This window comes from Streptomyces sp. NPDC046557 (assembly GCF_040645975.1).
Classification (GTDB): Bacteria; Actinomycetota; Actinomycetes; order Streptomycetales; family Streptomycetaceae; genus Streptomyces.
On the sequence record NZ_JBEYZH010000002.1, the window covers coordinates 198,183 to 213,017 of the forward strand.

Annotated in this window: 10 protein-coding genes; 3 read left to right on the forward strand and 7 right to left on the reverse strand. The window is 70.9% G+C overall.

What is annotated here, in order from left to right; all coding sequences use genetic code 11:
* Nucleotides 1–57: 57 nt before the first annotated feature.
* A complete protein-coding gene (locus tag ABZ934_RS06150; protein WP_361309059.1) occupies nucleotides 58–663 on the reverse strand; it encodes a TetR/AcrR family transcriptional regulator in 606 nt (201 codons plus the stop codon).
* Between the two features lie 89 nt (nucleotides 664–752).
* Here ABZ934_RS06150 and ABZ934_RS06155 point away from each other — a divergent pair, with 89 nt between their 5' ends.
* Complete coding sequence (locus ABZ934_RS06155) at nucleotides 753–2,294, forward strand: MFS transporter (protein ID WP_361309061.1); 1,542 nt, start codon at nucleotides 753–755, stop codon at nucleotides 2,292–2,294.
* Nucleotides 2,295–2,375: 81 nt separating this feature from the next.
* On the opposite strand, the gene serA is transcribed toward ABZ934_RS06155, so the two are convergent.
* From serA to ABZ934_RS06185, 6 genes are all read right to left on the reverse strand, one after another.
* Nucleotides 2,376–3,965 carry a phosphoglycerate dehydrogenase gene (gene serA, locus ABZ934_RS06160; RefSeq protein ID WP_361309064.1) on the reverse strand — a complete coding sequence of 530 codons (1,590 nt, stop codon included), beginning with the start codon at nucleotides 3,963–3,965 and terminating at the stop codon, nucleotides 2,376–2,378.
* 300 nt (nucleotides 3,966–4,265) lie between these two features.
* Nucleotides 4,266–5,267, reverse strand: coding sequence for a ketol-acid reductoisomerase (ilvC, locus tag ABZ934_RS06165; protein WP_136214557.1), 1,002 nt, complete (start codon nucleotides 5,265–5,267; stop codon nucleotides 4,266–4,268).
* 165 nt (nucleotides 5,268–5,432) lie between these two features.
* The gene (gene ilvN / locus ABZ934_RS06170; protein WP_361309067.1) at nucleotides 5,433–5,957 is read right to left on the reverse strand and encodes an acetolactate synthase small subunit; all 525 of its coding nucleotides are present in this window, start codon (nucleotides 5,955–5,957) and stop codon (nucleotides 5,433–5,435) included.
* A 32-nt stretch (nucleotides 5,958–5,989) separates the two neighbouring features.
* Nucleotides 5,990–7,879, reverse strand: coding sequence for an acetolactate synthase large subunit (locus tag ABZ934_RS06175; RefSeq protein WP_361309070.1), 1,890 nt, complete (start codon nucleotides 7,877–7,879; stop codon nucleotides 5,990–5,992).
* A gap of 227 nt (nucleotides 7,880–8,106) precedes the next feature.
* Nucleotides 8,107–10,956 carry an EAL domain-containing protein gene (locus tag ABZ934_RS06180; protein WP_361310244.1) on the reverse strand — a complete coding sequence of 950 codons (2,850 nt, stop codon included), beginning with the start codon at nucleotides 10,954–10,956 and terminating at the stop codon, nucleotides 8,107–8,109.
* Nucleotides 10,957–11,296: 340 nt separating this feature from the next.
* Complete coding sequence (locus tag ABZ934_RS06185) at nucleotides 11,297–12,244, reverse strand: 2-hydroxyacid dehydrogenase (RefSeq protein ID WP_361309072.1); 948 nt, start codon at nucleotides 12,242–12,244, stop codon at nucleotides 11,297–11,299.
* Between the two features lie 73 nt (nucleotides 12,245–12,317).
* Between ABZ934_RS06185 and ABZ934_RS06190 the strand changes: the two genes are divergently transcribed.
* A complete protein-coding gene (locus ABZ934_RS06190; RefSeq protein ID WP_361309075.1) occupies nucleotides 12,318–13,325 on the forward strand; it encodes an aldo/keto reductase in 1,008 nt (335 codons plus the stop codon).
* A 266-nt stretch (nucleotides 13,326–13,591) separates the two neighbouring features.
* Nucleotides 13,592–14,797: a PQQ-dependent sugar dehydrogenase gene (locus ABZ934_RS06195; RefSeq protein ID WP_361310247.1), complete on the forward strand. Its 1,206-nt coding sequence runs from the start codon at nucleotides 13,592–13,594 to the stop codon at nucleotides 14,795–14,797.
* The last annotated feature ends 38 nt before the right edge of the window (nucleotides 14,798–14,835 follow it).

The window sequence follows — 14,835 nt, forward strand, 5'->3', positions numbered from 1 at the left end:
GCGTGTTTCCCCCCGGGACGTCCGGCGGCCGCCGCGCCTCCGGCCGTGTCCCGTGCCCTACACGCCCTCGTCGCCCTCCGCCTCTCCTCCCCCGGCCCGGGAGATGCCCTCCGCCGCCTGCCGCATGCCTTCGGTGAACTCCTCCGCGGTGGCCGCCGAGTCGGGATCGAAGATCCAATGGATCATCAGGCCGTTCAGCAGCGCCTGGTAGAAGGCGCCCAGCGTGCGGACGTCACGCTCCGTCAGCTCCTCCTCGGGGCGCCCCGTGAACATCGCGATGATGCCCTTGCGCCCCTCCCCCTGGGAGGTCGCGAGCAGGCTCCGCAGCTCCGGCAACCGGTCCCCGCTCAGCGCCACTTCAAGGCTGGCCGCCCAGATCGGGCCGCCGTCCGCCTGTTGGGACAGGACCCCGTCCCAGACCGCGCGGAAGCGCTCCAGCGAACCGCCCGCGCCGCCCAGACCGCCCTGGAAGCCCTCGCCCCACTCCTGGATGAGCTCGATGAACGCCTGGGTGAGCAGGGCGTCCTTGGAGCCGTAGTGGTAGCCGATCGACGCCAGGTTGGTGCCGGACGCCTTCACGATGTCGCGCGCCGTCGTGCGCACGAACCCCTTGTCCACCAGGCACTGCTTGGCGCCTGCGAGCAGATCTTCACGATGTCCCATGCCGCCACGGTATCAAGACGACCGTCCTAGACAGCAGTCCTATACGCACGTACTAGACAGTCGTATAGAAGCCTTGTACTGTCCTGCCCATGACGAACCCCGTTGCTCCAGCCCGCCTCGCCGGCCGCCGTGAATGGATCGCCTTCACCGTCCTCGTGCTGCCACTGCTCCTGGTCTCGATGGACGTCTCCGTCCTCTACTTCGCCATCCCCGCCATCACCCGACAGCTGGACCCGAGCGCGACCCAGCAGCTGTGGATCTTCGACAGTTACGCCTTCGCCCTCTCGGGACTGCTCATCACCATGGGGTCGCTGGGCGACCGGATCGGCCGCCGCAAGCTGCTGCTGATGGGCGCGACCGCCTTCGGTCTCGCCTCCGTCGGCGCCGGCTACGCCACCAGCCCCGAGATGCTCATCGCGGCCCGCGTCCTGCTCGGCATCGGCGGCGCGACCCTGATGCCCTCCACACTGGCCCTGGTGCGCAACCTCTTCCAGGACGCCAAACAGCGCGGCCGGGCCATCGCCATCTGGTCCGGAGCCATGACCGGCGGCATCGCCCTCGGGTCGGTCATGAGCGGTCTGATGCTCAACCACTTCTGGTGGGGTTCGGTCTTCCTGATCAACGTCCCCGCGATGCTGCTCCTGCTGCTCCTGGTCCCCGTGCTGGTCCCGGAGTTCAAGGACCCGGCCCCCGGCCGCTTCGACCTGCCGAGCGTCCCGCTGTCGACGGCCGCCGTCCTGCCTCTGGTCTACGGCCTCAAGGAGATCGCCGCCGAAGGCTTCGAGCCGCTCTACCTCGCCTGCATCACCGTCGGCCTGGTCTTCGGCCACGTCTTCCTCCGCCGCCAGCGCACCCGGGAGGACGCCATGATCAGCCGGGCCCTCTTTCGGGCCCGCGGCTTCGGGGCCGGCATCGGCCTGAACACCCTGGCCGCCTTCGCCATGATGGGTTCGGCCTACTTCACCACCCAGTACCTGCAGTCCGTCCTGGGCATGGGCACCCTGGAAGCGGCCCTCTGGAGCCTCGCCCCCTCACTGGCCATCGGCGCCGCCGCCCCCGTCGGCGCGGCCATCGCCCAGAAGATCGACCGGGCCTACGTCATCGCCGGGGGGTTCGTCCTCGCCGCCACGGGGTTCGCCCTGATGGGGCTGGTCGACACCGACTCCCTGTGGCTGCTGCTGGTCGGGGCGGGCGTCCTCGCCTCCGGCATCGTGACGGTGATGTCCCTCGTCTCCGACATGGCGCTCGGCTCGGCCCCCGCCGAGAAGGCCGGCTCGGCCGCCTCCCTGCTGGAGACGGGCCAGGAGTTCGGCGGGGCCCTCGGGATGGCGCTCCTCGGCAGCCTCGGCACCGCCGTCTACCGCGGCGACCTGGCCGGCGCCGACCCCGCCGTACGGGAGACCCTGGGCGGCGCGGTCGCGGTGGCCCAGCGGCTCGGCGGCGAGACGGGCGGCCAGGTCCTGACACTGGCCCGGGACGCCTTCGTGCACGGGATGCGGTACGCGGCCTGGGGCGGTACGGCACTGCTGCTCGCGGCGGCGGTACTCGCGGTCGTCTCGATGCGCGGCATCACGGCTCCCGCCCCGCTCGCGGCGGAGCCGGCCGAGGTTCCCGAAGCCCTCGTGCACTGAGCCTCGTACGACCGGAAAAGCGGAAGGGCCCGGGGAATTCCCCGGGCCCTTCCGCCGTGCCTGTTCGAGCCTTCCCGGCGATCAGGTCAGGCTGACCGTGCGCGCCGAGACGGCGCCGATCTCGGATGCGATGTCCGCGAGGACGTTGACCGGGACCTCGGCGTCGACCGTGAGGACGCCGAGCGCCTCGCCGCCCTCCTCCGCGCGGGCGACCTGCATGCCCGCGATGTTCAGGCCGGCCTCGCCGAGGATGCGGCCGACGGTGCCGACAACACCGGGACGGTCGGAGTAGCGCAGGACGACCATCTGGTCGGCGAGCGCGAGGTCCACGTCGTACTCGCCGATGCCGACGATCTTCTGGAGGTGCTTCGGACCCGCGAGCGTGCCGGAGACCGAGACTTCCTGACCGTCCGACAGGGTGCCGCGCACGGTGACCACGTTGCGGTGGTCGGGCGACTCGGAGCTGGTGGTCAGGCGGACCTCGACACCGCGCTCCTGCGCGAACAGCGGGGCGTTGACGTAGGAGACCGTCTCGTCGACGACGTCCTCGAACACACCCTTGAGGGCGGAGAGTTCCAGCACCTTGACGTCGTGCTGGGTGATCTCGCCGCAGACCTCGACATCGAGGCGGACCGCGACCTCGCCCGCGAGGGCGGTGAAGATGCGGCCGAGCTTCTCGGCGAGCGGCAGGCCGGGACGCACGTCCTCGGCGATGACGCCACCCTGGACGTTGACCGCGTCGGGCACGAGTTCACCGGCGAGGGCGAGGCGCACCGACTTGGCGACGGCGATGCCGGCCTTCTCCTGGGCCTCGTCCGTGGACGCGCCGAGGTGCGGGGTGCAGACGACCTGGTCGAGCTCGAACAGCGGGGAATCGGTGCAGGGTTCCTTCGCGTACACGTCGAGGCCGGCGCCGGCGACGCGACCTTCCTTGATCGCCGAGTACAGCGCGGCCTCGTCGACGATCCCGCCGCGGGCGGCGTTGACGATACGGACCGACGGCTTCACCTTGTGCAGGGCCTCGTCCCCGATGAGACCGAGGGTCTCGGGGGTCTTGGGCAGGTGCACGGTGATGAAGTCGGCGGCCTCCAGCAGCTCGTCCAGCGTCAGCATCTTCACGCCCATCTGGGCGGCGCGCGCGGGCTGCACGTAGGGGTCGTACGCGACGACCTTCATGCCGAAGGCCGACATGCGCTGGGCCACCAGGACGCCGATGCGGCCGAGGCCGACGACACCAAGGGTCTTCTCGCTCAGCTCGACGCCGGTGTACTTGTTCCGCTTCCATTCACCGTTCTTGAGCGCGGTGTTGGCCTGCGGGATGTTGCGGGCGGTGGCGACGAGCAGGCCGCAGGCCAGCTCGGCGGCGGTGACGATGTTGGAGGTCGGGGCGTTCACGACCATCACGCCGGCCTTGGTGGCGGCGGAGACATCGACGTTGTCGAGGCCGACACCGGCGCGGGCGACGACCTTGAGCTTCTTCGCGGCGGCGATCGCCTCGGCGTCGACCTTGGTCGCGGAGCGCACCAAGATCGCGTCGACGTCGACGATCGCGGGCAGCAGCTCCGCGCGGTTGGCTCCGTTGACGTGCCGGATCTCGAAGTCCGGGCCGAGCGCGTCCACGGTGGCGGGCGACAGCTCTTCGGCGATGAGTACGACAGGTTTCGAGCTCACGTGGGTCCTCACAAGTCCAGTGCGGAACAAGTCCGGTGCGGACGGCCGTCCCGACGGCCGCAGGCGGTGGAGGGGTTAGCCGCGTGGAAGACGCACGACACTGTGGGCCTGACGCGTTGTGTTGAGCAGTGTAGTAGCGGTTCCGGGCCGGGACTCCGCCTGTACGGAGAGATCACCCGTCCGTGATTGGCCGGGGTGGACAATCGGCGGCTTCGCAGGGGGCCGATCCGGCCGAATCCGGTCCGGCCGGTGGTGCGCGGCGGGGCCGGGACACGGTCCCGGCCCCGCCGCCTCACGAGATCAGCTCTCGTCGTTGTCGACCCAGCTCATCAGCTTGCGCAGCTTCTTGCCGGTGGTCTCCAGCAGGTGCGCCTCGTCGGCCTTCTTGTACTCGTTGTACTTCGGCAGACCGGCCTTGTACTCGGCCATCCAGGTGTTGGCGAACTCGCCGCTCTGGATCTCCGCGAGGACCTTCTTCATCTCGGCCTTGGTGGCGTCGGTGATGATGCGGGGGCCGGTGATGTAGTCGCCCCACTCGGCGGTCTCGGAGACCGACCAGCGCATCTTCTCCAGGCCACCCTCGTACATGAGGTCCACGATGAGCTTGAGCTCGTGCAGGCACTCGAAGTACGCGATCTCCGGCTGGTAGCCGGCCTCGGTCAGGGTCTCGAAACCGGCCTTGACCAGCGCGGACGCGCCACCGCAGAGGACGGCCTGCTCACCGAACAGGTCGGTCTCGGTCTCCTCGGTGAAGGTCGTCTTGATGACGCCGGCGCGGGTGCCGCCGATACCGGCCGCGTACGAGAGCGCGAGCGCGAAGGCGTTGCCGGTGTAGTCCTGCTCGACGGCGGCGATGCAGGGCACGCCGCGGCCTTCCTCGTACTGGCGACGGACCAGGTGGCCCGGGCCCTTCGGGGCGACGAGCGCGACGTCCACGTTGGCCGGGGGCTTGATGAAGCCGTAGCGGACGTTGAACCCGTGGCCGAAGAAGAGCGCGTCGCCGTCCTTGAGGTGGTCCTTGACGGACTCCTCGTAGATCTCGGCCTGGAGCGGGTCCGGGGTCAGGATCATGATGACGTCGGCCCACTCGGCCGCCTCGGCCACCGGGAGGACCTTGAGGCCCTGCTCCTCGGCCTTGGCCTTGGACTTGGAGCCTTCCTTCAGACCGACCACGACAGGGACGCCGGAGTCGCGCAGCGACAGCGCGTGGGCGTGGCCCTGGCTGCCGTAGCCGATGACCGCGACCTTGCGGCCCGCGATGATGGACAGGTCGGCGTCGTTCTCGTAGAACAGCTCGGCCACTGGGATATCTCCTTGGTGCGCTGGTGTTGCTCCCACCGTACGGCGGGGAACGGAATGTGAGTTTGTCGGTCTCGCCATGCGGGCGGCTCGCGTGTCGTCCCCGGGTCACCGGCGAGTCGTGGCGGGAGCCGCCGCGCGGGGCGGTCGGTCAGGCGCTGCGGTCGGTCAGGCGCTGCGGTCGAGCGCGCGCAGGCTGCGGTCCGTGATGGACCGGCCGCCACGCCCTATGGCGATCGTGCCGGACTGCACGAGCTCCTTGATGCCGAAGGGTTCCAGCATCTTCAGCATGGCGCCGAGCTTGTCGCTGCCGCCGGTGGCCTCGATGGTGACGGCATCCGGGGAGACGTCGACCGTCTTGGCGCGGAACAGCTGGACGATCTCGACGATCTGGGAGCGGGTCTCGTTGTCGGCGCGGACCTTCACCAGAACGAGTTCGCGCTCGATGGCGTTGTGCGGCTCCAGCTCGACGATCTTGAGCACGTTGACCAGCTTGTTGAGCTGCTTGGTCACCTGCTCCAGCGGGAGGTCCTCGACGTTCACGACGATGGTGATGCGGGAGATGTCGGGGTGTTCGGTGACGCCGACCGCGAGGGAGTCGATGTTGAACCCGCGGCGGGAGAACAGCGCGGCGATCCGGGCGAGGATGCCGGGCGTGTTCTCGACCAGGACGGAGAGCGTGTGCTTGGACATGTGAGGCGTTCTCTCTCTCAGGCTCTCTCGGCTCAGTCGTCTTCGTTGTCGCCGAAGTCGGGACGGACGCCCCGGGCTGCCATGACCTCGTCGTTGGAGGTGCCGGCGGCGACCATCGGCCACACCATGGCGTCCTCGTGGACGATGAAGTCGACGACCACCGTACGGTCGTTGATCGCGTTGGCCTCGGCGATGACGCGGTCCAGGTCGGCCGGGTCCTCGCAGCGCAGGGCGACGCAGCCCATGGCCTCGGACAGCTTGACGAAGTCCGGGACGCGGGTGCCCTTGCGGGGGGCGATGGACTCGCCGAGCTGGGAGCCGACGGTGTCGTGGCCGGTCTCGTCCGCGTGCAGGACGGTGTTGGAGTACCGCTGGTTGTAGAACAGGGTCTGCCACTGGCGGACCATGCCCAGCGCGCCGTTGTTGATGATCGCGACCTTGATCGGGATGTTGTTCAGCGCGCAGGTGACCAGTTCCTGGTTGGTCATCTGGAAGCAGCCGTCGCCGTCGATCGCCCAGACGGTGCGCTCGGGCATGCCGACCTTGGCGCCCATCGCGGCCGGGACCGCGTAGCCCATGGTTCCGGCGCCGCCGGAGTTCAGCCAGGTCCGGGGCTCTTCGTAGTTGACGAAGTGCGAGGCCCACATCTGGTGCTGGCCGACGCCGGCCGCGTAGATGGTGTGTTCGGGGGCGAGTTCGCCGATGCGCTGGATGACCTGCTGCGGCGAGAGCATGCCGTCCGCCGGCAGGTCGTAGCCCAGCGGGTACGTCTCGCGCCAGCGGTTGAGGTCCTTCCACCAGGCGCTGTAGTCACCGGCGTTGCCCTCGGTGTGCTCGGCCTGGACGGCCTGGATCAGGTCGGCGATGACCTCGCGGGCGTCGCCGACGATCGGGACATCCACCTCGCGGTTCTTGCCGATCTCCGCGGGGTCGATGTCCGCGTGGATGACCTTCGCGAAGGGGGCGAAGCTGTCCAGCTTGCCGGTGACGCGGTCGTCGAAGCGGGTGCCGAGGGCGATCAGCAGGTCCGACTTCTGCAGCGCGGTGACGCCGGTGACCGAGCCGTGCATGCCGGGCATGCCGACGTGCAGGGGGTGGCTGTCGGGGAACGAACCGAGCGCCATCAGCGTGGTGGCGACCGGGACGCCGGTCAGCTCGGCGAGGACCTTCAGTTCGGCGGTCGCGCCGGACTTCATGACGCCGCCGCCGACGTACAGGACCGGACGCTTGGCCTGACAGATGAGCTTGGCGGCCTCGCGGATCTGCTTGGCATGCGGCTTGGTGACCGGCCGGTAACCGGGGAGGTCGTGGGTGGGCGGCCAGGAGAAGGTGGTCTTCGCCTGGAGCGCGTCCTTGGCGATGTCGACCAGGACCGGGCCGGGGCGGCCGGTGGAGGCGATGTGGAACGCCTCGGAGATCGTCCGCGGGATGTCCTCGGCCTTGGTGACCAAGAAGTTGTGCTTGGTGATCGGCATGGTGATGCCGACGATGTCCGCCTCCTGGAAGGCGTCGGTGCCGATCGCCTTGGAGGAGACCTGGCCGGTGATCGCGACCAGCGGGACCGAGTCCATGTGGGCGTCGGCGATCGGGGTGACCAGGTTGGTGGCGCCGGGGCCGGAGGTGGCCATGCAGACGCCGACCTTGCCGGTCGCCTGGGCGTAGCCGGTGGCGGCGTGGCCGGCCCCCTGCTCGTGGCGGACCAGGATGTGACGGACCTTCTTGCTGTCCATCATCGGGTCGTAAGCGGGGAGGATGGCGCCACCCGGGATGCCGAAGACGGTGTCGCACCCCACCTCTTCGAGAGAGCGGATGAGGGACTGCGCACCCGTGACGTGCTCAACTGCGGCGGCGGACTGCTGTCCGCCCGTACGGGGCCGCGGCTGCGGATGGTGGGCCCCGGTGGCCTGGTCGGTCATCGGCATTCTCTTCTCGAAGCTGAGGGTTTTACGAGGAGCGGGGATTCCCCGGACCGTGTCCGGGGCGTGTGCCAGTGCAACAAAAAACCCCTCGTGCCGGGAGGCAAGCGAGGGGAGCGCGTCGGGTGTTGTGGAGCGGGGACGTACTGACCCCAGCTTCAGCCGACGCGCTTTCCAAGTACGAGAATTCGGGTGCGCATGGCATTGACCCTCCCTCCGGCGGGAGGTCGATGTCAAGTAGGTGGGACGGGCGTCTCATTATGTGAGCCTCTATGGGTGACCATCGAGCCACTGGGCGAGCCACCGGCCAAGGCGGGCTGGGCCAATGCCCCCGGTACTGGGAACGTACCGCGCACGAGCGCGCGCCGCAGCCTGTATTCGTCGAGCGGCCCGGAGAAGGCCATCCCCTGGCCGTGGGTGCACCCCATCGAGCGCAGCGCCATGACCTGCTCGGGCAGGTCCACGCCGTCGGCCACGGACTGCATGCCGAGGTCGTTTGCGATGCGCAAGAGCCCTGCGGTGATCTTATGGAGGCGGGCGGACTCGACGACTCCCTCGACCAGGCCCCGGTCCAGCTTGAGCATGTCGACCGGGAGGCGGCGCAGGGCGCTGATGGCCGCGTAGCCGCTGCCGAAGCCGTCGAGCGCGATCAGGACGCCGAGCCTGCGCAAGGCCGCCAGGCGCCGCTCCAGCTCGTCGAAGGGGACTCTGGGGTCGTTGTCCGCGAGTTCGATCATCAGCGCCCCGGAAGGCAGCCCGTGCCGGGTCAGCAGGGCCTCCACCGAAGCCGGCGGCGCGGCTCCCCCGGCCGCGGCCCGCGGCACTCCCAGCTCCAGGAGCCGCTCGGCGGTCATCCGGACGGCCACCGGCACGTCGTGCCCGACCCGGTGCCGCTCCGCGGCCTGCTCCACCGCCTCCTCCAGCAGCCGGCGACTCAGCTCGGCGGCGCGCAGGGCCGCGGCGCCGGCACGCGGGCGGGCGGCGGGCCCGCCCTCACCGGATTCGGCGACGCGCAGGAACTCGGCCGGGGTGAACAGGATGCCCTGGGCGGAACGCCAGCGGGCCTGCGCGGCCACCGCGGTGACCTCCCCGGTGGCCAGCGACACCACGGGCTGGTGCAGCAGCGCGAATTCGCCCTCGTGGAGCGCGGTGCGCAGCCGGCCCGCCAGTTCCGCCTTGCGTACGACCTCGGCCTGCATCTGCGGCGCGTACAGCTCGACGCGGTCCTTGCCGCCGGCTTTGGCCCGGTACATGGCCAGGTCCGCGTTGCGCATCAGGTCCGAAGGGGTGATGCCGGGATCCGCGAAGGCCACCCCGATGCTGGCGGCGACACGGACCTCGTTCCCCGAGATCCGGTAGGGCTGGGAGAGGGTGACCCGCAGCCGGTCGGCGATCTCGCGCACCTGGTACTCGCGGGCGCTGCGGTCGCGGTTGCCGTCGCCCAGGATCAGCGCGGCGAACTCGTCCCCGCCGAGGCGGGCCGCCGTGTCCCCGGCCCGGACGGAGTCCTGGAGCCGGCGCGCGGCCTCGATGAGAAGCTCGTCACCGGCCTGGTGCCCGATGGTGTCGTTGACCGCCTTGAAGCCGTCGAGGTCGATGAAGAGCACGGCGGTGCTGTGGTCGCCGGCCCGGCGGCCGGTGAGCGCCTGGCGGACACGGCGGGTGAACAGGGCCCGGTTGGGCAGGTCCGTCAGGGCGTCGTGCTCGGCGCTGTGTTGGAGCTGGGCCTGGAGGCGGACCCGCTCGGTGACGTCCCGACTGTTGAGGATCAGGCCGCCCTGGTGGCGGTTGACGGTGGACTCGACGTTCAGCCACTCGCCGCCGCCCGACTTGAACCGGCACTCGATGCGGGTGGTCGGTTCCTCGGTGGGCGGCGCCGCGAGGAAGCGGCGTACCTCGTGCACCACACGGCCCAGGTCGTCGGGGTGGATCAAGGTAGCCAGTTCACTGCCGACGAGCTCCTCCGCCTCGCGGCCGTAGACCCCGGCGGCGGCGGGGCTGACGTAGCGCAGGGTTCCCGTGGGGGCCGCGATCATGATCACGTCGCTCGAACCCTGGACCAGGGAGCGGAAGTGGTTCTCCTTCTGGGCCAGTTCTTGGGTGAGCGCGATGTTGTCGAGCAGCATGATGCCCTGGCGGATGACGAGGGCGAGGACGACGGTGCACCCGGTGAAGACGACCACGCGGTCGACCTTCCGGCCGTCCACGACGTTGTACAGGATGCCCAGCGTGCACACGGCGGCCGCGAGGTACGGGGTGAGGGCGGTCAGCGATCCGGTGATGGGACGGCTGACCGGGCGGTCGCCCCGGGGATGCCGGGGGACGGCGGGGCCCGGGGTGCCGCGCCGGGCGCCCCAGGGCGCGTAGGCCAGGAGCAGCGAGCCGGCGAACCAGCCGGCGTCCAGCAACTGACCGGACTTGTACTCGGCGCTGAGCAGCGGCGAGGTGAACAGGGCGTCGCTGAGCACGGTCAGGGCCAGCGCCGCGATGGCGGTGTTGACGGCGGACCGATTGGTCTCGGAGCGCCGGAAGTGCAGGACCAGGACTATCGAGACGAGGGCGATGTCCAGGATCGGGTAGGCGAGGGTGAGCGCGGCGCTCAGCACGCTGCTGGGGGCCCCGGACTGGGCGGTCCGCGCGGCGTTCGCGAGGGCCAGGCTCCAGGACAGGGTCAGCAGGGAGCCGCCGATCAGCCAGGAGTCCAGCCCGAGGCAGACCCATCCGGCGCGGGTGACGGGGCGTTTGGCGAGCACGAGCAGGCCCACGATCGCCGGCGGCGCGAAGCACAGGAAGGCGAAGTCGGCGAGCGAGTGCTTGGGCACCTCGGCGCCGAGGACGACCTCGTACCAGCCCCAGATGGCGTTCCCGCAGGCTCCCATGAGGGAGGAGAAGGCGAACAACAGCCAGGCGGGGCGCTCCCGCGGATCGATGGTGCGCGCGTAGCCGTAGCAGGAGACGGCGGCGAGTAAAGCGGCCCCGCTGAGGCCGAAGTCGCCCATGAAGTCGGCGGTGAACTTGGTTCCCCAGCCGAGGCCCGAACCGACGGCGTACCCGGCGCACAAGGCGGCGAGGAGCAGTTGCATCGCCGGGCCCCTGCTCCCGCCGCGGCCCGGCGGCCGGGTCAGGAGCGCCGACCCCGGGGCGCTCACCGGTCCACCTCGCCGGCTGGTTCGGGGGCACCCCATCGTCGCTTCCGGCGGCTGTGCCGCACCGGATCCTTCGTCCATTCGCCGTGCATCGCCCGTCGCCCCCCAAATGGTCCGATCACTCCCCAGCGCCAGACGTTCGTGGCGCAGCCCCTTCTTCCGGACGATACACCATTTTCGTCACTCAGGGACATAGCACCTCTACGCACAGTAACGGCGGAGAAGATGAACGACACCGCTCGCACTCATCCGAATGCGCATGGTGACCATCCTGCCCTCACTCCGTGATCAACACCGTGTTCTCCACGGGTTCACCCGCGGCGAACCGGGTGAGCTGGCGGGCGACGAGGCGCTTCGCCCGTGGCTCGAACGCGCTGCTGCTGCCGCCCACATGAGGGGTGATCAGAAGGTTGGGCGCGTGCCACAGCGGATGTCCGGCGGGCAGCGGTTCCGGGTCGGTGACGTCGAGCGCCGCCCGCAGCCGCCCCGACCGCAGCTCCGCCAGCAGCGCCCCGGTGTCGACGACGGGCCCGCGGGCGACGTTCACCAGGAGGGCGCCGTCCTTCATGCGGCCGAGGAAGCCGGCCCCCGCCAGGCCCCGGCTCTCCTCGGTCAGCGGTGTGGTGAGGACCACCACGTCCGCGTCCGCCAGCAGCCGCGGTAGCTCCGCCAGGGCGTGGACCGGACCGCGCGCCACGGACCGCGCCGACCGGGCGACGCGCGTGATCCGCCGGCATTCGAACGGCTCCAGCCGGTCCTCGACGGCCGCGCCGATCGATCCGTAGCCGACGATCAGGACGGACTTGTCGGCGAGCGCCTCGTAGAAGCCGGAGCGCCACTCCTCGCGGTCCTGGCCGCGGACCATGCCGGGGATGCCGCGCAGGGAGGCGAGGATCAGGGTGAGGGCCAGTTCGGCGGTGCTCGCCTCGTGGACGCCGCGCGCGTTGCACAGCCGTACGCCCGCGGGCAGGTCGTCGAGGCCGGGCAGGACGTGGTCGATGCCGGCCGTCAGGGTCTGGACGACCCGGATCGCGGGCATGGCGGCCAGGGGACGCAGGGTCACCGCCGAGGACTTCATGTACGGGGTCACGTAGAAGACACATGCCTCAGGGTCCGCCGGGAACCGCTCCTCGCCGTCCCAGAGGCGGTAGTGGAAGCGGTCGGGAAGGCCGTCGACCTCGTCGGCGGGGAAGGGGAGCCACACGTCCCCGGTCGGTGCAGTCATGATCACGAGGCTATGCGAAGGCGAGACGATCAAGCCGTTAGTTTGAGGGCCGGACCGAGAGGGGGACTCAGGGGTGGAGCGCAGGTCGATCGGGGCGGGATCGCTGACAGTGGGCGCCATCGGACTCGGCTGCATGCCGATGAGCTGGGGGTACGCGCCCTCGCACCGCCGGGGCGAGGAGTCGCTGCGCACCCTGCACACGGCGCTGGACCTGGGCGCGAACCTGCTGGACACGGCCGATGTGTACGGGCCGTACACCAATGAGCTCGTGCTCGGGCGCGTGCTGCGGGAGCGGCGCTCCGACGCCTTCGTCTCCGCCAAGGTGGGGTTGCGGGCGGGCGAGCAACACGTGGTGGCCGACGGGCGACCCGGGTACGTGCGGCGGGCCTGCGACGCGTCTCTGCGGCGGCTGCGGACCGACGTCATAGACCTCTACCAACTGCACCGGGTGGATCCGGACGTCCCGGTGGAGGAGACGTGGGGAGCCATGGCGGAGCTGGTGGGCGCGGGGAAGGTGCGGGCGCTCGGCTTCTGCGCGCTGGGGGCGGCCGCCGGTCCGGGGGCGGGGCGGAGCGGGGACCGCGGGTACCGGTCGACCGTGCGGCACCTGGAGCGGGCGCAGCAGGTGTTCCCGGTGAGCGCGGTGCAGGCGGAGCTGTCGGTGTGGTCGCCGGAGGCGGCCTGGCAGCTGCTGCCGTGGTGCGCGGCGCGGGGGGTGGGGTTGGTGGCGGCGATGCCGCTGGGCAGCGGGTTCCTGACGGGGACACTGCGGCCGGGGGCGGGCTTCGAGCCGGAGGACGTGCGGGCCCGGCATCCGCGGTTCACGGCGCACGCCATGGCCTCGAACCAGGCGCTGGTGGCGGGGCTGCGGCGGGTGGCCCTGCGGCACGGACCGGAGGTGACCGCGGCGCAGGTGGCGCTGGCGTGGGTGCTGGCGCAGGGGCCGCACGTGGTGCCGGTGCCGGGCGCGGACCGTGCGCACTGGGCGGCGGAGAACGCGCGGGCGGCGGAGGTCCGGCTGACGGCCGCCGATCTGGCGGAGATAGCGGGGCTGCCGGCGGCGGTGGGGGCCTGGGACTGAACGCGCCCGCTCCGGGGCCTGCTCGCGGGTCTGCTCACCGGGTCTGCTCGGGTCCGCTCGGGTCCGCTCACACGTCCACTCGATCGGGTGTACGAGCGGTGGAACTTCGGCTAGGGCCGTGGCGGTTGAGTCAGGTGGATGGGCACAGTCGGAGGACCGAGGGGAGCAGGGCGATGCGATACGGACTGGGACCGGCGGGCGCGACGCGGGGCGGGGCGCAGGGGCAGGGGCAGGGGCAGGGGCAGGGGCAGGAACAGGAAGCACAGATGTCGTACGAAGGCCCGCGCGCCCGGCCCCGAGGAGCGCTGGCGGCCCTCGCCCTGGCGGGATGTGGGGCCTTGCTGGCGGCGGGATGCGCACCGCCGGGCGGCGCGTCCCCGCGGCCGGGCACCTCACCACCGGACGCGGCGGCCTCCGCGACGGCCACGACTGCCTCGGGCGGCCCGTCCGGCTCGCCGGACGCTTCGGCGCCTCCCGCCAAGGGATCGGTGACCGTCACGGGCGAGGTCGCCAAGGACCTGGAGTCACCGTGGGGCGTGGCGCCGTTGCCGGAGGGCGACCTGCTGGTGGCCTCGCGGGACAAGGGCACCATCAGCAGGGTGGATGTGGGCACGGGCACGGTGACGCAGATCGGCAAGGTGTCGGGGGTGGCCCCCGGCGGCGAGGGCGGACTGCTCGGCTTGGCCCTGTCCCCCGCCTTCGCTTCGGACCATCTGGTGTACGCCTACTTCACCACCGAGTCGGACAACCGCATCGCCCGGATGCGCTACGACGCCGACCGGCCCTCGGGGCAGCAGCTGGGGGCTCCCGACACCATCCTGCGGGGCATCCCCAAGGGGGTGATACACAACGGCGGCCGGATCGCCTTCGGCCCGGACAAGATGCTCTACGCCGGGACGGGGGAGACGGGCGAGACGGGGCTGGCTCAGGACAAGAAGTCGCTCGGCGGCAAGATCCTCCGGATGACCCCGGACGGGCAGCCGGTGCACGGCAATCCGGATCCCGATTCCGTCGTCTACTCCTACGGCCATCGCAACGTGCAGGGTCTGGCCTGGGACAAGGACAAACGGCTGTGGGCATCCGAGTTTGGCCAGCACACCTGGGACGAGCTCAATCTCATCGAGCCGGGCGGGAACTACGGCTGGCCCGAGGCCGAGGGGAAGGCGGGGAAGCCCGGCCTGCGGGACCCGGTGGCGGTGTGGAAGACGGACGAGGACTCGCCGAGCGGAATCGCGTGGGCGCAGGGCTCGATCTGGATGGCCGGTCTGAAGGGCGAGCGGCTGTGGCGCATCCCCCTGGCGGGGGCGGCCCCGGTGGCGCAGCCCGAAGCGTTCCTCCAGGGCACCTACGGCCGGCTGCGGACGGTGGTGGCCCTCGGCGGGGACAGATTGCTGCTGGTCACGAGCGAGACGGACGGCCGCGGATCGCCGAGCGCCGGTGACGACAGGATTCTGACCCTGACAGTGCGGTGACCGGCAGGCCCCGGCGGAAGGCAGGAGGTGGTAGGCGG